The 18,684-nt window shown below is 46.5% G+C and carries 16 protein-coding genes; 9 read left to right on the top strand and 7 right to left on the bottom strand.

The features are described 5' to 3' along the window. Positions 1-83 precede the first annotated feature (83 nt). Entirely contained in the window at positions 84-3,101 is a 3,018-nt protein-coding gene (locus tag GVN20_RS02160; protein WP_229598943.1) for a SusC/RagA family TonB-linked outer membrane protein, read from the bottom strand. 274 nt (positions 3,102-3,375) lie between these two features. Here GVN20_RS02160 and GVN20_RS02155 point away from each other — a divergent pair, with 274 nt between their 5' ends. The 4 genes from GVN20_RS02155 to GVN20_RS02140 all read left to right on the top strand — a co-directional run bounded on the left by GVN20_RS02155 (position 3,376) and on the right by GVN20_RS02140 (position 5,463). Next, a complete protein-coding gene (locus GVN20_RS02155; RefSeq protein WP_166556750.1) occupies positions 3,376-4,023 on the top strand; it encodes a DUF1361 domain-containing protein in 648 nt (215 codons plus the stop codon). A gap of 82 nt (positions 4,024-4,105) precedes the next feature. Next, positions 4,106-4,483, top strand: coding sequence for a diacylglycerol kinase family protein (locus tag GVN20_RS02150; RefSeq protein WP_206023178.1), 378 nt, complete (start codon positions 4,106-4,108; stop codon positions 4,481-4,483). A 5-nt stretch (positions 4,484-4,488) separates the two neighbouring features. Continuing rightward, positions 4,489-5,133 carry a hypothetical protein gene (locus GVN20_RS02145; RefSeq protein WP_166556749.1) on the top strand — a complete coding sequence of 215 codons (645 nt, stop codon included), beginning with the start codon at positions 4,489-4,491 and terminating at the stop codon, positions 5,131-5,133. 36 nt (positions 5,134-5,169) lie between these two features. Next, a complete protein-coding gene (locus GVN20_RS02140) occupies positions 5,170-5,463 on the top strand; it encodes a transcriptional regulator (protein ID WP_114461851.1) in 294 nt (97 codons plus the stop codon). A gap of 59 nt (positions 5,464-5,522) precedes the next feature. Here GVN20_RS02140 and GVN20_RS02135 read toward each other — a convergent pair whose 3' ends face one another. The 3 genes from GVN20_RS02135 to GVN20_RS02125 all read right to left on the bottom strand — a co-directional run bounded on the left by GVN20_RS02135 (position 5,523) and on the right by GVN20_RS02125 (position 8,377). Continuing rightward, a complete protein-coding gene (locus tag GVN20_RS02135; RefSeq protein WP_166556748.1) occupies positions 5,523-6,404 on the bottom strand; it encodes a porin family protein in 882 nt (293 codons plus the stop codon). Positions 6,405-6,540: 136 nt separating this feature from the next. Next, positions 6,541-7,800 (bottom strand): carboxypeptidase-like regulatory domain-containing protein, encoded by a 1,260-nt coding sequence (locus GVN20_RS02130; protein ID WP_166556747.1) that lies wholly within the window; start codon positions 7,798-7,800, stop codon positions 6,541-6,543. Beyond that, positions 7,793-8,377: an RNA polymerase sigma factor gene (locus GVN20_RS02125; protein WP_166556746.1), complete on the bottom strand. Its 585-nt coding sequence runs from the start codon at positions 8,375-8,377 to the stop codon at positions 7,793-7,795. Before GVN20_RS02125 ends, GVN20_RS02130 begins: the two co-directional genes overlap by 8 nt. Before the next feature lie 233 nt (positions 8,378-8,610). Here GVN20_RS02125 and GVN20_RS02120 point away from each other — a divergent pair, with 233 nt between their 5' ends. Further along, positions 8,611-10,461, top strand: a complete 1,851-nt coding sequence (locus GVN20_RS02120) for a VWA domain-containing protein (protein ID WP_166556745.1) — start codon at positions 8,611-8,613, stop codon at positions 10,459-10,461. Between the two features lie 90 nt (positions 10,462-10,551). Here the strand turns inward: GVN20_RS02120 and GVN20_RS02115 are convergent, their stop codons facing one another. Together GVN20_RS02115 and GVN20_RS02110 are read right to left on the bottom strand one after the other, a co-directional pair. After that, complete coding sequence (locus GVN20_RS02115) at positions 10,552-11,187, bottom strand: porin family protein (RefSeq protein ID WP_166556744.1); 636 nt, start codon at positions 11,185-11,187, stop codon at positions 10,552-10,554. Between the two features lie 133 nt (positions 11,188-11,320). Beyond that, a complete protein-coding gene (locus GVN20_RS02110; protein WP_166556743.1) occupies positions 11,321-12,031 on the bottom strand; it encodes an SDR family oxidoreductase in 711 nt (236 codons plus the stop codon). 141 nt (positions 12,032-12,172) lie between these two features. On the opposite strand from GVN20_RS02110, the gene GVN20_RS02105 reads away from it, so the two are divergent. Continuing rightward, complete coding sequence (locus GVN20_RS02105) at positions 12,173-13,543, top strand: S8 family peptidase (RefSeq protein ID WP_166556742.1); 1,371 nt, start codon at positions 12,173-12,175, stop codon at positions 13,541-13,543. A gap of 44 nt (positions 13,544-13,587) precedes the next feature. Here the strand turns inward: GVN20_RS02105 and GVN20_RS02100 are convergent, their stop codons facing one another. Next, positions 13,588-14,199, bottom strand: coding sequence for an isoprenylcysteine carboxylmethyltransferase family protein (locus tag GVN20_RS02100; protein WP_166556741.1), 612 nt, complete (start codon positions 14,197-14,199; stop codon positions 13,588-13,590). 170 nt (positions 14,200-14,369) lie between these two features. Between GVN20_RS02100 and GVN20_RS02095 the strand changes: the two genes are divergently transcribed. The 3 genes from GVN20_RS02095 (at position 14,370) to GVN20_RS02085 (ending at position 18,680) form a co-directional block, all read left to right on the top strand. Next, positions 14,370-15,905 (top strand): serine hydrolase, encoded by a 1,536-nt coding sequence (locus GVN20_RS02095; protein ID WP_166556740.1) that lies wholly within the window; start codon positions 14,370-14,372, stop codon positions 15,903-15,905. Positions 15,906-16,044: 139 nt separating this feature from the next. Beyond that, complete coding sequence (locus GVN20_RS02090; protein ID WP_166556739.1) at positions 16,045-17,391, top strand: Gfo/Idh/MocA family protein; 1,347 nt, start codon at positions 16,045-16,047, stop codon at positions 17,389-17,391. 122 nt (positions 17,392-17,513) lie between these two features. Continuing rightward, positions 17,514-18,680 carry an AIR synthase-related protein gene (locus GVN20_RS02085; RefSeq protein WP_166556738.1) on the top strand — a complete coding sequence of 389 codons (1,167 nt, stop codon included), beginning with the start codon at positions 17,514-17,516 and terminating at the stop codon, positions 18,678-18,680. Positions 18,681-18,684 lie beyond the last annotated feature (4 nt).

Here is an 18,684-nt window from a genome sequence, read left to right as displayed (position 1 = left end):
CATTTTGAGGTTATTTGTTAAGAACAAAAAGCCAACGGCGCTCATGAGTTGATTCGCCCGTACTACTGCCCATTAACTCATTGCTAAAAATCAACCGACAAATGGAACATCATACGACGAACGAGCGGCGAACTTCCAATATCTACCCCGCTGCCCAGCGCTGCCGAACCAAAGTTAGAGTTTTCAGGGTCATAACCTGCTTTGTAATCCGTCCAACGCAGCACATTATTGCCAGAGATTCCTACCCGAACCCCTTCAACGACATTCCCAAAGGCACTTTTCAAAACCGATTTCGGCACGCGATAATAGAGCGCCACCTCACGCAGTTTCAGAAAACTTACCACACTTGGATTGTAACCAGGCTTAGGAACCCCATTTTCATCAACGCCATTTACATTTTGGCGATAAATTCCGTTGGGTGTTTTACCATCGCTACCCACTTCATCGGTTCCGTTCCAGTCAGAGGTGTTACCGCCTTCATCCCACAATACGCGGGCAAGCGAGACCACCGTGAATTTGTGACGATAATTGAGCAATGCCGAAAACTCAAAATTTTTCAGGAATGAGATACGCTGATTGAGCGAGAATTCAAATTTAGGCTGCTGATCTCCGTACACCGTCCACGAGGTTGCATAGTTGGGGTCGGTTACGGGAAGCGTCCGAGGTTGGCCTACAATTTGCGTAGGTGAGAAGCCCTGCTTGATACGCCACTGACCGAAGGTAGCTCCAAATCCGCCCGTCAAACGCTCAGGTATATCCAAACGAGTAATTTCTGAACGATTAAACCAAAAAATAGGCTGCACAAACCACGTGATACTTTTATTTTTTACAACGTCGGTTCCGAGCGTAATTTCCACTCCACGGTTGGTCATGTCAGCGGCATTTACTACCGTTGAGCTTACCCCCGTAGTAGGTGCCGTTACCAATGGCTGAATCAGGTCAAATACTTTTTTATTATAAAGCGTAATTTCTCCCGTCACGCGGTTGCTGAATAAACCAAAGTCTACTCCATATTCCAATTCGGTAGCTCGTTCAGGTTGAATATTCACATTTCCTAAGGTAGTAGAAGGCGTCAAGCCACCCAAACCGCCGGTTCCGACTACGTTCAACTGGGAGAACGGAACACCCCAGTTGGGCAATCCAGCCGTTTGACCGTAAGCAATACGCGGTTTCAGTTGTGAGACTGTATTGCCGCCCCACTCCCCGAATTTGGTCAAATTGATGGCCAAAGAAGCGCGCGGAAAAGCGAAGAATTTATCGAAAGAATTCCCGTTAAGGTTTGATTTATCGAAACGTATACCCACTGATGCAATGATTTTATCGTCATAGTTGGCTTCCTGCTGAGCAAAAATACCCACGTCGGTGTTTGAACGATATTCAACATCAGAACCAATTACCTTGGCGCGGCCTGGATTATAAACACCCGCCGGCAAACCACGCCCGCGTGTGTAGCTCAGACGCGTACGGTTGTTGAGCCGTACCAACCCTGCCGAAGACGTCAGGTTAAGTTTGCTGTCCATTAGTGTTTTGGTAAACACACCTGAAACCTGCCAGTTGGTATTGATTACCTCCCCGCGCGTATCCTGCGAAAAGCCTGGGTTGGCTTCTTTTAGCTGAGATTGTAAATCTGAAGGCAGCCAAATCAATGAGAATTGATTCTGATAATCAAGGCCACCGTTAAGTTTCAGCGTTAGGGAAGTTTTTTCATTGTTAATCAATCGGAAGTTGGCATTAAAGCCTTGAAACACCCGGCTTACCTTTTGATTGTTCACCGCACGGTCGCGAATAGCCAATAGGTTTTCACCTACGTTGGGGTCGTTGGGATAATTGCCCAGTGCATCTGGTAATAAATTGATGTAGGGTCTGGTGTAGGGCAACGCATAGCCATAATTGGTGTTTGAGTTGTCATTTCCTGTCCAACCACGGTCGTTGTCTGATTGAACAAAGTTTGAACTTACCCCAAAATCAATCCAATTATTGAGTTTATGGTCAATGTTAGCCCGTATTGAATAGCGTTTAAAATCGGTATTTTTAATAATTCCCGTTTCATCCGCAATGCTTCCGTTGACATAAAACTTGGTTTTTTCGGTTCCGCCCGTTACGCTCAATCGTGTATTTTTAATCACACCTGTTTCTCCGAAAAGTACACGTTCCCAGTCATTATACGTACCGTTTTGTTTGGCCGCCTTTAACAACGGAATATCATCCGCCGAAAAATAGTCAGTCAGTTTCTGCTCGGTCCAGTCGGCCCCGCCGTAGTACGCTACCGCTTTCGACATACCCAAATCTTGCCCAAAAGACACTTTGGTTAGGCCACCTTTGCCGCGCTTTGTGGTAATAATCACTACACCTGCGTTGGCGCGCGTTCCGTAAATAGCCGCCGCCGAAGACCCTTTCAACACCTCCATACTTTCTATGTCGTCGGGATTTAAGTCAGCCAAGCGGTTGGCGTTATTATCTTGGCTAGATGCCGCACTACCACCCGTTGCTTTGTTGGCTTGTGAGCGTCCGTTTGAGTATTGGCCGTTATCAATGTACACGCCATCTACAATAAACAACGGCTGAGAAGCAGAGCTTCCCAAGGTAGAAACGCCCCGGAACTGAACGTTAAAACCTCCTCCAGGCATTGAACCGTTAGCCTGAATGTTGGCACCGGCAAGTTTTCCTTGTAATGCTCCGTCGGCTGTTACGGGCGACGTGGTTCCCGTTAAATCTTTGGCAGAAAGTGTGGAAACCGCATTGGCCAAATTGGAGCGCTTTACGTTGGTAGCCAAACCAGATACCACCACTTCTTCGAGTTGACGCGAATCTTCTATTAGGACAACATCCAACGTGGAACGGCTCCCAGGGGTTTCTTCTTTACTTGAAAAACCCACGTAACTAAAAATGACTTTGGCATTGGCCGGAACATCAATTTTGTAAGTTCCATCAGCGGCACTTGTGGCTCCCCTATTGGTCCCCTTTACCAATACCGACACTCCAGGCAATGGATTGCCCGCCCCGTCGGTTACTTTACCCGTCAGGGATTGTCCCTGCGCCCACACCGAAATGCACGACATCAGCATTGCCAACGCCAGTGCAAGCGTAAATTGTTTTCTCATACGATTTAGTTGAAATTAAGGTAAATTAGTTGTCTTTTATGAAGGCAATTGTAAAAAATAATAATCTAAATAGGCCGTTTTTGGTCCATACAAAATTTGGGTTTTAGTTTAAAATAAAAAATAAATATAACGTTTTGCAAAAAGAATAACTGCAACAATAAAACATTTATTTATGTTAAACAAGACTCGACAAAGTTTAAAAATCAAAATCTTATTTTTCTATTTGTCTTGTGTATTTGTTTTTTTATTTACTTTGCAAAACAAAGTTCTTTTTATGATAAAAAGCAAAATACTCCTTTTAGTACTTCTATCTGGTATCGGTATTGTGATGCTGGCGGGGCGGATTGCCCTTACGGGCACTCTTGCGCATTGGGGATTATTCTGGAATTTATTTTTGGCGTGGCTGCCATTGGTTTGTGCATATGTGACTCGTCAATTTTGGCAACGCGGACTACTAAATCATTATGGATTGTTGGCAGGAATGATGTTATGGCTGCTGCTCTTTCCCAACGCGCCTTATTTAATTACAGACTTAATCCATTTGAAGGAAGTACCCGATTATCTGCTTTGGTATGACTCCCTCATGACCTTCTCTTTTGCACTGGCGGGTTTGCTCACGGGGTTTTATTCCGTTTTAATGATTCATCGGCTAATCGAACAAATTACCCATCGGATTACGGCTTGGGTAATTATGGCGGGATGTTTGATTTTATCGAGTTATGGCGTTTATTTGGGTCGTTTTGGTCGCTGGAACAGCTGGGATGTACTTACCAACCCTTTTTCTCTTGTTAAATATAGCGTTTCTAATTTGCATAATCCAATGGCCATGAAGCTAACCATTACTTTTTCTCTGGCCATGCTTATCATGTATATTACTTTTTGGATATATACCTTAAAGGCCAAGGTGGAAGAAAATGTTTAAAATGAGAAGCAACTTTCCATCCAAACCCAGGATTTAACTAACGAAACCGCCCACAATAACCGATTGAATCTAATACACAATTATGATCAACGTACGAAAAATGCTCCGTAGCTTTGGTTACGCCGTAGAAGGAGTGGTCGCTTTGTTTCGATACGAAAACAACGCCCGTTTCCATCTATTGGCCGCGTTGGTCGTTGTCATTGCGGGGGTAATTATTGGACTTACCTACTTGGATTGGGTGATAATCGTCATCGTGATTGGCGGTGTTTGGGCCGCCGAGGCCTTCAATACCGCTATTGAAAAATTGTGTGATGTGGTATCTCCCAGTATCCATCCCCAGATCAAGGCGGTTAAAGATTTAGCGGCGGCTGGGGTGCTGATTATGGCTGGCACGGCAGCCCTGACAGGAGTCATTATTTTTGGCAAAGCTATTATAACGTCATTCTCTTTTACCTTTTAACTATCATGAATTCTCAACAAGATTCGATTCAGGCTCTTTCAGAAATCCGAGACTTAATGCATCGGTCGTCTAAATTCCTTTCTCTCAGTGGGTTGTCAGGGATTTTTGCAGGCATTACGGCACTTATCGGAGCTTCGGTTGCTTATTTGAGGCTAAAAACAGACGCCTTCAATTACGAAAGCAGCGAGCAAATGACCGTTCTAACCCGACGAGACATGATTGAATTTATCTTGATAGACGGCTCCATTGTGCTGGTCGTGGCCATTCTGCTGGGTTGTTTTTTCACGATTCGTAAAGCCAAAAAATCAGGTCAGAGTGTTTGGAATCCTGTTTCTAAACGCATGTTGGTCAGCTTATTAATTCCGTTGGTTACGGGTGGAATTTTTTGTTTGGCTATGTTTTACCGAAACATGCTGTGGGTAAGCTTTCCAGCTACGCTTATTTTTTATGGCTTGGCTCTACTCAACGCCAGCAAATACACCGTTCGCGACCTCGAATATTTAGGTATCTTGGAAGTAATCTTAGGCTTGATTTCTTTATTTTTGACCGGGTATAATCTTTTGGTCTGGGCTTTTGGATTCGGAGTATTACACATTGTTTACGGCACATTGATGTATTTTAAGTACGAAAGAGGAACTTCTCATTCATAAGTCACTCTTTTACAAACAATTATTAACTAATCACGAATGCTCGAACATTTCAATAAAGCCTTTGAGAGTAAAGCGCGGCTGGGAATTATGTCGGTATTAATGGTCAATGAATCGTTGAGTTTTAATGCACTCAAAGAGTTGCTCAACCTCACCGACGGCAACCTTGCCACTCATCTGCGCGCGCTTGAAGAGCAGGGGTACTTGCTTGTTCGGAAACAATTTGTGGGCAGAAAGCCCAATACTACTTACGGTGCCACATCTGAAGGCCGTCTGGCGTTTACCAATCACCTCAATGCGCTGGAGGCGTTTATCCGGACGGGGCAATATTAGAAACAAAAAAATGCCTGATACCGAAGCATCAGGCACTTAACAACCCTCTCAGGAAGGCTTTATTTTCCTCCAATCGGAATCAAAATCCCGATAGAGCCTTGAATGTTACGCACAAAGCTTTTTTCATTGGCATCTAAATCGCCATCATCATTTCCTAATCCGTAGTAATAACGGCCTTCGATTAACAGTTGAGCTTTACCTAAACCAAGCGATATTCCAGCACCTCCTACCGCTCCGTACTCAATCCGGGGGTCACCTTTCTCAAATTTAATGTCTGTTGTGGTCGTTTGTTGGTTGAGCATGATTTTTGCCTTTCCGTTTAACGAGTAGCTTCCATAACCTCCACCGTTGATAAAAAACTTAAATGATTCACCTCCCAACGCAAACTTGAGCAATACAGGCACGGTCACGGTATTGATTTTATTCTCTCCCGACAAAGTAACTCCGCCTTGTCTAGTGGTCGATTTTACCCCCACCTGAGAGTATAAAATTTCAGGCTGGACCGAAAATACTTTCCCGCCAAAACTCAAAATAAGGCCTCCGTGGTAGCCGATGATTGGGTCAAGGGTTACGCCAGAACTTGTTTGTGACGAAGGAATCGAGAAATTGCAGTAGTTCGCTCCACCCCGTAAACCCACCTTAAACTTAAATCCGCCTTCTTCGGCAGGAGCCGCAGCTTTGGGGGCTGGTGCAGGAGCTGATTTTTGGGCGGTTTGAGGTTTAGTCGTCGATTTAGGAGGCGTAGTTGTTTTTGACTTAGTAGGCTGAGTGGCGGGTTTCTTGTTTGTATTTCCGTGTAGCTTATCATACATTTCCTGCATACTCTGAGTTGGCTGAGGTTCAGCGGGTTTGGTCGGAGTAGTCGTTTGCGCATACATGCTGCCCGAAGTAGTGGCTACCGTCAGGGTCGCCCCGAAAATCAACGTAAGGAGTCTGTTCATACTAGAGTAGATAAAATAGATATGGGTTTGCGGTACTTTTTGTAAAGTAACGGTTTTTGAAACACAAAATTCGATACTTATTTCCTTTTTTTTTAGGGTGTTTGTACTATCTTTTGGTAGGTGTTTCTACTTGTTTTTACTTAAAATCAACCGATACCGATACTTTATCGGCCACTAATTGCCCGTTTCGCAAACCAGGCTCCCAATAATCACCGCTTTTGATGATGCGTACTGCTTCTTCAAAAAGCGGTGATTCTGACTTGTTAATGGCCTTAAAATCAACTAACTCTCCCGAATCGGTTACCACAAAAGAAAGCCTAACCTGCCCTCTTGGTGCCTGAGGATTTTGGAGGATATAGGCTTCGGATGAATTCTGAAGGTAGTTTTTATACTTTTCCCAACCATTTTTTGGACTAGCTTCCCTGTTCATTATTTTAGCATTTCTTGACTGGGCGGGTGCCACCACTTCACTCAACGCTCGCTCATCTTCTTTCAACACAATAGGGGCAATGATGGAATCGCTGACGGTAAGCTGTATTTTCTCAAACCCTACCGATAAGACCGTGATTTGGTCGCCTCGGCGTACATTTGGCAAAGTAAAATTGCCTCCAGCATCAGTACTCACGCCCCTCAACTGGTTTTTAAGCTGTAGCGCTACGCCCGGCAACGCTTGCAGGTTAGCGGTCAGCACCTTACCACGAACGTTAAAAACCTCCTCATTTCTGACCGCACTAAATGCACTTCTTTTGGCTAATACCGACGTAGGAGCCAAGGGTGTTTTTGTACTTACGGCCACATTTTGCCCCGAATCCAACATTTGTATGGCCGCAGGAGCTGCCTCCAGTGCAGGCACATCATTTGCCTTTTCTTCCGAAGGTGGCGTCGGTTTGAGTACCGCCGTAATTTCTGTTATAGCCTCCTTTTTAGGCGTGGACGCAGGTTTGCGGCCAAAACGCTCTGCTTGGGCCGCAGAAGCAATCGAGGACGGTTGATTTTCTACCACCGCAGGCGCTGATTCAGGTTTGAGGACGGGTGGGGGTTGTGGTAGCGCAATGGCAGTCGAAGCCTTGGCAGGCATCTCTGCCTTCTGGGCCATCCACCAACCCAACCCAACCACTAAAACCACCGCCGCCGCTGAAGCATAATAGTACGGTAGCCACGGCTGTTGCCGTTTTTGTACGCGTTGGTGAAGTCTCGCGCGTAGCTTCTCTAAGGCTTTTTTATCCTCAACATTAGCTTTTTTTAGCGCCCGTAATCCTTCAATTATATCATCCATCCGCTCGTTTTCCAACGCCGCTTTCTCAATTTGATGTTGCTCAGCAGGCGACAACTCCCCCGCCACATAACGGCGCAGTTGCTCAATTGATGGTTCGATGTATTTTTTAGGTTTAGTCATGCTGTTTGCCCTCCATGCACAGTTTCAAATTTCGCTTACCATTTTGGAGATAACTTTTGACTTTGGTGATTGCAAAACCCGTTTGCTCGGCAATCTGTTGATAACATAACTGTTGGAAATAAAACAATTCTACGCTGCGGCGCTGCTCTTGCGCGAGGGTTTGCAGGCAATCGCTCAAATCAGACAATTGAGCCTCTATTCGCCAATCTTCTTTTTCGGGCGGTTCGCTTACGAAATTTTCGTACGCTTCCCGCTCAAAAATCCCCTCATCTCCCACCATTACCCGTTTTTGGCGGAGCTGCATCAAGCAATAATTGCGCGCCACGCTGTGCAACCAGCTTTTGAAGTTTTGAACTTCGTGGGTTTTCAGATCCGTCATCAATTGTTCAAACACCTGCATTACAGCGTCTTTGGCTTCGTCTTCATCCCGCAAATACCGAAAACACACCGCAAAAACCATGTCCATGTGCCGCTCATACAGCTCTCCTAGCCCCGTCAAATCGCCCGTACGGCGGTAGTCCGACAGGTATTCTACATCGGTGAGTGCGGTTTTGCGACGAAATATTTTTAGAAACAAGAGATAAGAGATGTTTTGAACCGAAAAATGATAAACTGAAAAATAATAAACCGTATGAACGGCCCCGCAAAAAAGGTAAAAGTCAGGAGTGAAAAAATGGCGCCTGCCTTCCACTGAAACCTGCTTTTGCTCTTTGATGCAGGACTTACGTTTTTTCCATAAAAAAATTTTAAAAACTTTTATGGAATCTTTAATATCCCTGCATCTAATGGTTGAAACTAAAAATTACAACCATGAAAACAAAATTCTTTTGCCTGATTTTTAGCGTATTGGCGCTTTACGCCTGCGCCCAGTCTACACCTGTCACGGTGACGGGAATCGTTTCGGAAGCGGGCACCAAAGTACCACTTTCGGGAGTGACTGTTTTTATCAAAAACACCAAAACGGGCACCATCACCGACTCCCAAGGCAGGTATGCCATCAGTGCCAAAACAGGGGACAAACTCCTATTTGCATTGATTGGTTACCAAGGTGTGGAACGAAAAATCGGGGCTGATTTGGTGATAAATGTGGCTTTGAAAATAGATAATCAACCACTTCACGAAGTAGCAGTCGTGACTGGCAGAGCCGCACCTAATGCTAAAATGCAAACATTTGCGGTACAGCCCGCGGCAATGCCCAGCCTGATGCACGACGGCCAATTCAACACGGAAGAATACAAGGCATTGAACGAGAATGTTTTTCACGATGCAAAAAAAAATCCCTTAACTACTTTTTCTATTGATGTAGACCGGGCGGCTTACAGCAATGTGCGCCGAATGCTTAATTTGGGGCAATTTCCCCAAAGGGATGTTGTCCGTATCGAAGAACTGATTAACTATTTTGACTACAATTATCCCCAACCCAAAGGCGAACATCCCGTAGCCATCCACACCGAGATTTCGGACTCTCCCTGGAACAAAGGATTAAAATTGGTACACATTGGACTACAAGCCAAAACCATTGCGACCGACAATCTGCCCGCGTCTAATCTCGTATTTTTGGTGGACGTGTCGGGTTCGATGAACTGGGTCAACAAATTACCATTGGTGAAAGAAGCCTTCAAACTACTCGTTGACCAACTTCGCCCCAACGACCGCGTAGCCATTGTGGTATATGCGGGTGCGGCAGGAGTGGTCTTACCCTCCACAGCAGGCAATCAAACGGCCACCATCAAAGATGCCCTCGACAAACTCAGCGCAGGCGGCTCCACGGCGGGTGGCGAAGGCATCAAACTGGCCTACAAAATTGCGCAGGAAAATTTTATCAAAGGTGGCAACAACCGCGTGATTTTGGCAAGCGACGGTGATTTTAACGTGGGTGTTTCGAGCGAAGGAGAATTGCAGCAAATGGTGGAAGAAAAACGCAAAAGTGGCGTATATCTCAGCGTATTGGGCTTTGGGATGGGCAATTACAAAGACAATAAAATGGAAACACTGGCCGACAAAGGCAACGGCAACTACGCTTACATCGACAACTTGCAGGAAGCTCAAAAAGTGTTTGTGCACGAATTTGGCGGAACACTCTTTACCGTCGCTAAAGATGTAAAACTACAGTTGGAGTTTAACCCAAAATTTGTCAAAGGCTACCGACTGATTGGTTACGAAAACCGAATGCTCAAAAACGAGGAATTTCACGATGACAAAAAAGATGCGGGTGAAATGGGCAGCGGCCATACCGTAACGGCCCTTTACGAAATCATCCCTGCGGGCGTAGAAAGTGCCTATTTGGCCAAAGTCGATGACTTAAAATACCAAAAACCAATCGAGACTACCTCTGCTTCGGATGAAATTTTGACGATAAAACTACGCTACAAACAACCCGACAGCGAAACCAGCCGTTTGTTTGAAGTTCCGGTTCGTGATACACACACGCCATTTATGCGTACTTCTGACAACTTCCGTTTTGCAGCGGCCGTGGCCGAATGGGGATTATTGCTACGAAAATCTGAATTTAAGGGCAGCGCTACCTATGAGCAGGTGATTCAAACCGCACAAAATGCGTTAGCCAAAGACCCAGAAGGGTATCGCGCGGAGTTTGTACGTTTGGTTAAGTTGACCCAATCGTTGGACAAAAAGGATATTGTCGCCAAAAAAGAAGATTAAAGCCAAAAAATCCACAAATGGGTTAGTTTTCCACAATCTATGTGGAAAACTAACCCATTTGTGGATGGACCACTCAATTCATTAGTATCTCTAACGCAGGGTTCCTGTGCTTGGGCTATATTCGCCCAAAGGAAAACTTAATCCCACGTTGATACCCCACGACCGATTATGTACATCGCTGACGGTGTTCATCACTTGCGTCAAGCCGAGGTTATATCTTACATCCGCATTCAGCCACACCATGCGGCCAATCGCGTAGTTAAATCCTGCGCCCATGGCAGCGCCCCCATCTACCCCTTTGTAGGGGCGAGTTGCGCCTTCAGGATTAATAGACACGTCATTTTCATTGACGGCTTTCAGCAGAAAACCGATGTAGGGCCCCAACATTACTTTAGGACGAAATTTATTGCCCCGGCCATTGAGGTAATAGGTTCCCATGATAGGAATTTGGAGATAATCCAAGTGGCCTTTAGAGGCGCCATTAGGAGACTCGCCTCCCATTCTTGAGTACAGCACTTGTCCATTTACACCAAATCTGCTTTCGCCGCTGTAATTGATAAAAATACCAGCCGTAGAGCCTGTTTTCCAATCAGAATATGGTTGGTTGCCCGTTAACTTCGAAAAATTAACGCCGACCAGCGGACCGAAAGAAACATTTTTTTGCGCAATAACTTCGCTACTAAAGCAAGTCACGAACATGGACAAAACAAAAATTACTTTTTTCATAGTGGTAAAATAATGATGGTGATTGATGTTTCTATCACAAAAGTCATACTTACTCCAATAAGCGCTAAAACGCCCGCATTTGGGGAATTTTTTCCTCAAATGCGGGCTTAATAAATAATCAAGCACCCAAAAACTACTTAGGCATCGTGGGCCGCACCTCAATTTTACTCGGTAACGTGCGCGGATTCATTTTGAGCAAATCAACCACCATCTGACCGATGTCTTCGGGCTGGATTTTCCAGGCATCCTTTTCAGAAGGCTCATGATTATTGAAATTTGTAGCCACCGAACCAGGCATAATAGTTGTCACTTTAATGCCGTCGTTTCGCACGTCAAGCATGACCGCTTGTGTAAAACCAACCAGCCCAAATTTGCTGGCATTGTAGGCAGCGCCGTTGGCAAAGAAGTTTGTACCTGCCAGACTCGCAATGGTAATAAGGTAACCTTTAGCGTTTTTTAGGGCAGGCAAAGCGGCTTTAACGCTGTAAAACACGCCCGTGAGATTGATGTCAATCGTTTCCTGCCACTGCTCTATCGTCAAGGACTCAATGGGCGCAAAATGCCCAACACCCGCATTGGCCACCAAAACATCCAGCGCGCCCCATTGTTCAATCACCTGATTAACAGCACTTTGCTGTGATTCAAAATCACGTACATCGGCCACGACCCCCAACGCATGGCCTTCTTTAAGCTGATTCAACTGCTGAATAGCCTCCCGTAATGTATCCTCGCTGCGCCCCGTAATGGCCACTCGCATACCGTCTTTGATGAGCATTTCGGCGATTCCGTAACCGATGCCTTTGGTCCCTCCCGTGATGAGGGCAACTTTAGTTTTAGCAGACATATTCTTTCAAGAAAATAAATTTGGAGTTAAAAAATTTTTGAAGGTCACTCAATATCAATTATCATTATTTTTATTTACCTTAACCGCTGGTATAAATGCCATTATCATTAACCTAAACTTTTAAACCAAAAAACGAGTACCATGAAAAAAGTGTATTCTAACTTATCACTCGCGGCCGCCTTTTCGATTGCTTTTGTCGCATGTCAGCAAAACGACATTTTAACAGAAAGCACCACCTCTGGCAATCCGCACAGCTCTGCAAGGGAAGCCGCTGCCAATACAGTACCCAATGAACTGCTCATTAAGTTCAAAAATGGAGTTAGTTCTTCAAAAAAAGCTGAAATTTTAGAACAACTTGGGGCAAAATTAAAAGAGAAAATCTTAACAAAAATGATGGAAAGAGCGGGCGACGACGAGGGGATTACCCTTGTTGAGATTCCAATGGCCGCGTTTGAGGCACTTTCCAAGACCAAAGAGTTCGGTGAAATTGAATATGCCGAGCCCAATTACATTTACACCCACAACGCCACTTCAAACGACCCCTATTTCACCAACGGCACTCTTTGGGGAATGTCAAATGCCAACCAATTCGGAAGCCAAGCCTCCACTGCATGGGCTGCAAACAAAACGGGCTCATCAGCGGTGTATATCGGCATCATTGACGAAGGTTACATGTACACCCACGAGGATTTGGCCGCCAATGCGGGCGTTAATCCGTATGAAATTGCAGGAAATGGTATTGATGACGATGGCAACGGCCTAAGAGATGATGTATACGGATGGGATTTTGACGGCAACAACAGCTCCGTATTTGACGGCGCAGGCGATGACCACGGCACACACGTAGCTGGAACCATCGGCGGTGTAGGCGGCAACGGCAAAGGCGTGGCAGGGGTAGTATGGAATGTAAAACTTCTGGGGGCTAAGTTTTTAGGTAGTCGTGGAGGCACTACCGCCAACGCCATCAAAGCCGTTGATTATTTTACTGGCCTTAAAGTCAAAGGACTAAACATCGTTGCTACCAACAACTCGTGGGGCGGAGGAGGCTTCTCTCAGGCATTGCAGGATGCCATTGAGCGCGCAAACACCGCTGGGGTGCTCTTCATCTGCGCCGCAGGTAATAGCTCCAGCAACAATGATGCCGTTGCCAACTATCCGTCAAATTACCCCAACAGCAATATCATTGCGGTAGCTTCCATTACCTCGGCGGGTGGGCTGTCAAGTTTCTCTAGCTATGGAGCCACTCTAGTAGACATCGGTGCACCTGGCTCAGCCATTACTTCTACCGTTCCAGTGGGCTCAAAAAGAAGTGTAACATCAGGCTATGCCAGCTACAGCGGAACATCCATGGCTACCCCACACGTAGCGGGTGCGGCTGCTTTGTATGCCTCCTTGAACCCTGGGGCTAGTGCGGCACAAATCAAAAGTGCCATTTTAAACTCGGCAACACCTACTCCATCCCTTGCAGGGAAGTGTGTGACTGGCGGTCGTTTGAATGTCAGCACTTTCTGATTTTAGACCAACATTTCATTTCATAAGAAAGCGGCCCCGTGTCATTACGGGGCCGCTTTCTTATGAAAAACCTTTGGAAACAACATTGGTACTGTACGACGGTAAACCCGATACGCCTCTCCAAATTCGACCACCAGTTTCTGCTCTTCAAAATAAATACCAATCAGTGTATAAACCGTTACGCAGGCCGCCATCAGTAGTGTGCGCACCAAAGAATCCGACAAAAACAGCCCCCAGATAAACAGAATCGTACCTGTATAAATGGGATGCCGCACGTAGTGCAGCATCCCATTGGTTTTGAGCGTCCCCGAACCTGGTTTTGAATCGTTTGGAGAAAATGTCAAACCCGAAAACTCTTTGAAATTATACCCCGAAATGGCAATCATTACAATCAGCAACCCACCGTATTTTAGAAAATTACCTAGTAAATCTATCCGCCAGTCAAACGCCCATAAAGACTGAGCAGGAAGCGTAAATTGATAGAACAGAACTGCGGCCAAAAGTACAAACGCCAACCCATTGTATATCAGCCGATAGAAACGATAACCTGCCCCCATTTTTTGTTCAAAAAAACGTTTGACAACGTTATTGGCCAATACGCTGTGAAGTACGCCGTAAGCAAGCCAAAAAGTAACCAAAAGTACGTACGACCCCATTTTGTTTTTTCTGTTTAACGAACATAAAGATACACGTAAATTAGACGATTTTCGGCATGGTTAAAAGAATCATTTCCGAAGGAAAAGCGGCTTTTACTTCCATTCTGGTTACTTTTGTTTGTTTATCAAGTTTTAAAATAGCCCATCACCAAACACTTCCTTCACCGACTATGAAACCTTCTTTTTTACGACTTTTTACGCTGCTGTTTTTCAGTACCTCACTCCTCCGCGCCCAATCTTACAAACCACCCGTATTTACCGACCCCGAACGGATGAAAAAGATTGAGGCGGTGCTGCCTACCATCGACAAAATTTACAAAGAATACGCCGAAAAAAACCATTTCCCCGGATTTACTTACGGCGTGGTGGTCGATGGAAAACTCATTCATACGGGTAGCTTGGGTTATACCGATCTGAGCAAAAAAACGACGACCACGACCCAATCACTCTTCCGGATTGCGTCCATGAGTAAGAGTTTTACCACGATGGCTATTTTGCAACTGCGCGACGCCGGCAAACTCAACCTCGACGACCGGGCCGACAAGTACATTCCTGAAATGAAAAATACCAAACTGCTCACCACCGACGCACCCGCCATCACCATTCGGCATTTGCTAACCCACGCAGCGGGTTTTCCAGAAGACAATCCTTGGGGCGACCGGCAGCTGGCCGATACCAATGAAGAGTTGTTGAAACTAATGCAAAGTCAGGTGGCATTTTCTAATGCGCCCGGTGTGGCGTATGAGTACAGCAATCTGGGTATCACCCTCTTGGGATACATCATTCAAAAAGTATCTGGCAAAACCTATCAGCAGTTTATCAACGAAAACATCTTAAAACCCCTCGGCATGACCCACACCAAGTGGGAGTACACCGAAATACCCGCCGACAAACTCGCCCACGGCTACCGTTGGCGCGACGGGCAGTGGGTAGAAGAACCGCTTCTTCACGATGGTGCTTACGGCGCGATGGGCGGATTGATTACCTCCATCGAAGACTTTAGCAAATATACTGCTTTCCACTTGGCAGCTTGGCCCCCCAAAGACGATGCTGACAATGGCCCACTCAAACGTAGTTCTATCCGCGAAATGCACCAACCTTGGAATATTAGCGGTTTTGCCCCCAGCTACAAATACCCAAGCGGACGCCCCTGCGCAACGGTATCGGCCTATTGCTACGGCCTGAATTGGATGCGCGACTGTGAAGGCCGCGAGTACGTGGGCCACAGCGGCGGCCTGCCGGGCTTTGGCAGCAACTGGCGCATTTTACCTCAGTACGGCATTGGGGTTATTGCTTTTTCCAACCTTACGTATGCCTCAACCGTCCCAATCAACCTGAGGGTTTTGGACACGCTCATCGTGAGTGCCAAGTTACAACCACGCCAATTGCCCGCTTCTGACATCCTTAAAAAGCGCCAAAAAGAATTGACCCAACTCCTCCCCGACTGGAAAAATGCCGAGACGAGCGGGCTATTTGCCGAAAATTTCTTTGCCGATTATTCCTTGGAAGCGTTGAAAAAAGAAGCCGCAACGTTGTTTGAGAAGGCAGGTAAAATCACCAGCGTAAAAGAAATTGTCCCTGAAAATCAACTGCGCGGACAGTATATTCTGGAAGGCCAAAAAGCCAATCTGTGGGTCTCGTTTACCCTCACGCCCGAAAATCCACCTTTGATTCAGGAATACCATATCGGGGAGATGAAGAAATAGAATCACGCAGAGACCCAAAGGTGCAGAGAATCAATGTGCTCCTACACTGCGACTTTGCTCCTTGGCGGCTCTGCGTGAATAGAACAACATTAGATAAACCCTCTTCCCTCCTTTTGCATAGAAAAAACGCACTAAACCTATGCAAACCTCGCGCAGAGATTTCATCCGTTCGGCCTCCGCATTGGCGGGTACTGGCCTTTTTTCATTTGTTCCTTTGGAGATTTTGGCCAGCCAACGCAAGCGCGTGTCGGCCAATGAAAAAGTACAACTTGGTGTTATAGGCTGCAAGGGCATGGGCTGGTCCGATTTGCGCTCGCACCTTCAACTCAGCGACGTGGAATGCGTAGCCCTCTGCGACGTTGACCAAAGTGTATTGGATCAACGCGCCGCCGACGTAGAAAAGGCACAGGGTAAACGTCCCCAATTGTACAAGGATTACCGCAAAATGCTCGAAAATAAAGACATTGACGCGGTTATTATCGGCACACCCGACCATTGGCATTGCCTAGCCATGACCGATTCACTGGCGGCGGGCAAGCACGTTTATTGCGAAAAACCACTGGCCAATTCCATCGAAGAATGTAACATTATGTTAGCGGCGGCCAAACGAGCCAACAAAATTGTCCAAATCGGGCAGTGGCAACGCAGCGGCTCGCACTACGAAAAAGCCATCGAATACGTGCGCTCGGGCAAATTGGGCAATATTCGGTTGGTGAAAGTATGGGCCTATCAGGGTTGGATGGAACCCGTTTCCATAAAACCCGACGGCCCCGTCCCTGCGGGCGTAGACTACGATATGTGGCTCGGCCCCGCCAAAAAACGCCCGTTTAACCCCAATCGTTTTCATTTCAATTTCCGTTGGTTTTGGGACTACGCCGGAGGTTTAATGACCGACTGGGGCGTGCATGAAATCGACATTGCACTCTACGCCATGAACGCCAAAGCCCCTAAATCCGTAATGGCTTCAGGCGGAAAACTAGCCTATCCAGACGATGCCTCCGAAACCCCTGACACCCTGCAAACGGTGTATGAATACGAAGGTTTTAACATGCTGTGGGAACACGCCACTGGCATCGACGGCGGCAATTATGGTCTTACCGAAGGGATTGCATTCATCGGAAATAACGGCACACTCGTACTTCACCGGGGCGGCTGGTCGTTGCATCCCGAAACCCAAACTAAAAACGGTATCAAAATCTATAAAATCGAAGATATTCCTGATCAGGCTCGCAATGGTGAATACCTCAATGACCACACCAAAAACTTTGTACAAGCCATTAAAGACAACAATCCTAAAATCCTGAAATGCGGCATCGAAACGGGTAGTATTGCGGCTATCAACGCCCACATGGGCAATATTGCCTACAAAACAGGCCGTAAAGTATATTGGGATGCAGCAGCGGGTTCTTTCAAAAACGACGCGGAAGCAAATGCCCTCATTAAAGCCCATTACAATAACGGCTGGCAACTCCCGAAAATAAGCTAATCAACGTCGGCGAGGCAACATGGGCTAGGCTTAGGGAACGTCGGTGAGGTTTGGAACCTCGCCGACGTTAGAATATGAGGTGCAAATTTGATAACTTTGCGCCTCATATTGTGTTTAACTCCATGACTGAACGTTACCTCCAACGCGGCGTATCGGCTTCCAAAGAAGATGTACACCGCGCCATTGCCAACCTCGACAAAGGGCTTTTTCCGAAAGCATTTTGCAAAATTGTGCCCGACACCCTCGCTGGCGACCCTGATTATTGTACCATCATGCACGCCGACGGTGCGGGTACCAAAACCTCATTAGCGTATCTGTACTGGAAAGAAACGGGCGATTTGTCGGTGTGGCGCGGCATTGCGCAGGATTCTATCGTGATGAATACCGACGACCTCATTTGCGTGGGGGCTACTGGCCCGATGCTGATTTCGTCGAGTATTGACCGCAACAAAAATAAAATTCCAGGCGACGTGATTGCCGAAATCATCAACGGTACCGAAGAAGTTCTGGAGATGCTCCGCAGCCACGGCGTAGAGATCTACAGCACTGGTGGCGAAACCGCCGACGTAGGCGATTTGGTACGAACGATTACGGTCAATAGCACCGTGATTGCCCGCATGAAACGCGCAGATGTAATTTCCAACGACAACATTCAGGCAGGAGACGTGATTGTGGGCTTGGCTTCTTTTGGGCAGGCTTCTTACGAAACCACCTACAACGGCGGCATGGGCAGCAACGGACTTACCTCCGCCCGCCACGACGTGTTGGACAGTTATCTTGCCCCCAAATATCCTGAAAGTTTCGATCCAGAAGTACACAGTGCATTGGTTTACAGCGGCTCCAAACGACTCACGGATGCCGTTCCCAGTACGCCCGTCAACGTAGGGCAGCTGATTCTTTCTCCTACCCGCACCTACGCTCCTTTTGCCAAAACACTGCTAGACGAACTCCGCCCGCAGATTCATGGCATGGTTCATTGCAGCGGCGGCGCTCAAACCAAAGTCCTGCATTTTATTGACAATCTGCACGTTATCAAAGATAACTTATTCCCTATTCCGCCGCTTTTCAAACTGATTCAGGCCGAAAGCGGAACGAGTTGGCAGGAAATGTACAAAGTCTTCAACATGGGCCACCGATTAGAAGTATACCTTTCGGAAGCCCACGCGCAACGCGTGATTGAAATCGCTCAATCGTTCGGGATAGAAGCCCAAATCATTGGCCATGTAGAAGCCCATGAAGGCAAAAAAGTAACGGTAAAGAGTGAATTTGGCGAATTTGTGTATGAATAGTTGT

The sequence above is a fragment of the Runella sp. CRIBMP genome (genome assembly GCF_009905605.1).
In the GTDB taxonomy this organism is placed as follows: Bacteria; Bacteroidota; Bacteroidia; order Cytophagales; family Spirosomataceae; genus Runella.
This window is presented reverse-complemented; position numbering and strand designations above follow the sequence as displayed.

Coding starts and splice junctions, on each gene's coding strand:
- GVN20_RS02160 (WP_229598943.1), bottom strand. CDS start 3,101: ATGAGAAAACAATTTACGCTTGCACTGGCGTTGGCAATGCTGATGTCG.
- GVN20_RS02155 (WP_166556750.1), top strand. CDS start 3,376: ATGATAAAAAGCAAAATACTCCTTTTAGTACTTCTATCTGGTATCGGT.
- GVN20_RS02150 (WP_206023178.1), top strand. CDS start 4,106: ATGATCAACGTACGAAAAATGCTCCGTAGCTTTGGTTACGCCGTAGAA.
- GVN20_RS02145 (WP_166556749.1), top strand. CDS start 4,489: ATGAATTCTCAACAAGATTCGATTCAGGCTCTTTCAGAAATCCGAGAC.
- GVN20_RS02140 (WP_114461851.1), top strand. CDS start 5,170: ATGCTCGAACATTTCAATAAAGCCTTTGAGAGTAAAGCGCGGCTGGGA.
- GVN20_RS02135 (WP_166556748.1), bottom strand. CDS start 6,404: ATGAACAGACTCCTTACGTTGATTTTCGGGGCGACCCTGACGGTAGCC.
- GVN20_RS02130 (WP_166556747.1), bottom strand. CDS start 7,800: ATGACTAAACCTAAAAAATACATCGAACCATCAATTGAGCAACTGCGC.
- GVN20_RS02120 (WP_166556745.1), top strand. CDS start 8,611: ATGAAAACAAAATTCTTTTGCCTGATTTTTAGCGTATTGGCGCTTTAC.
- GVN20_RS02115 (WP_166556744.1), bottom strand. CDS start 11,187: ATGAAAAAAGTAATTTTTGTTTTGTCCATGTTCGTGACTTGCTTTAGT.
- GVN20_RS02110 (WP_166556743.1), bottom strand. CDS start 12,031: ATGTCTGCTAAAACTAAAGTTGCCCTCATCACGGGAGGGACCAAAGGC.
- GVN20_RS02105 (WP_166556742.1), top strand. CDS start 12,173: ATGAAAAAAGTGTATTCTAACTTATCACTCGCGGCCGCCTTTTCGATT.
- GVN20_RS02100 (WP_166556741.1), bottom strand. CDS start 14,199: ATGGGGTCGTACGTACTTTTGGTTACTTTTTGGCTTGCTTACGGCGTA.
- GVN20_RS02095 (WP_166556740.1), top strand. CDS start 14,370: ATGAAACCTTCTTTTTTACGACTTTTTACGCTGCTGTTTTTCAGTACC.
- GVN20_RS02090 (WP_166556739.1), top strand. CDS start 16,045: ATGCAAACCTCGCGCAGAGATTTCATCCGTTCGGCCTCCGCATTGGCG.
- GVN20_RS02085 (WP_166556738.1), top strand. CDS start 17,514: ATGACTGAACGTTACCTCCAACGCGGCGTATCGGCTTCCAAAGAAGAT.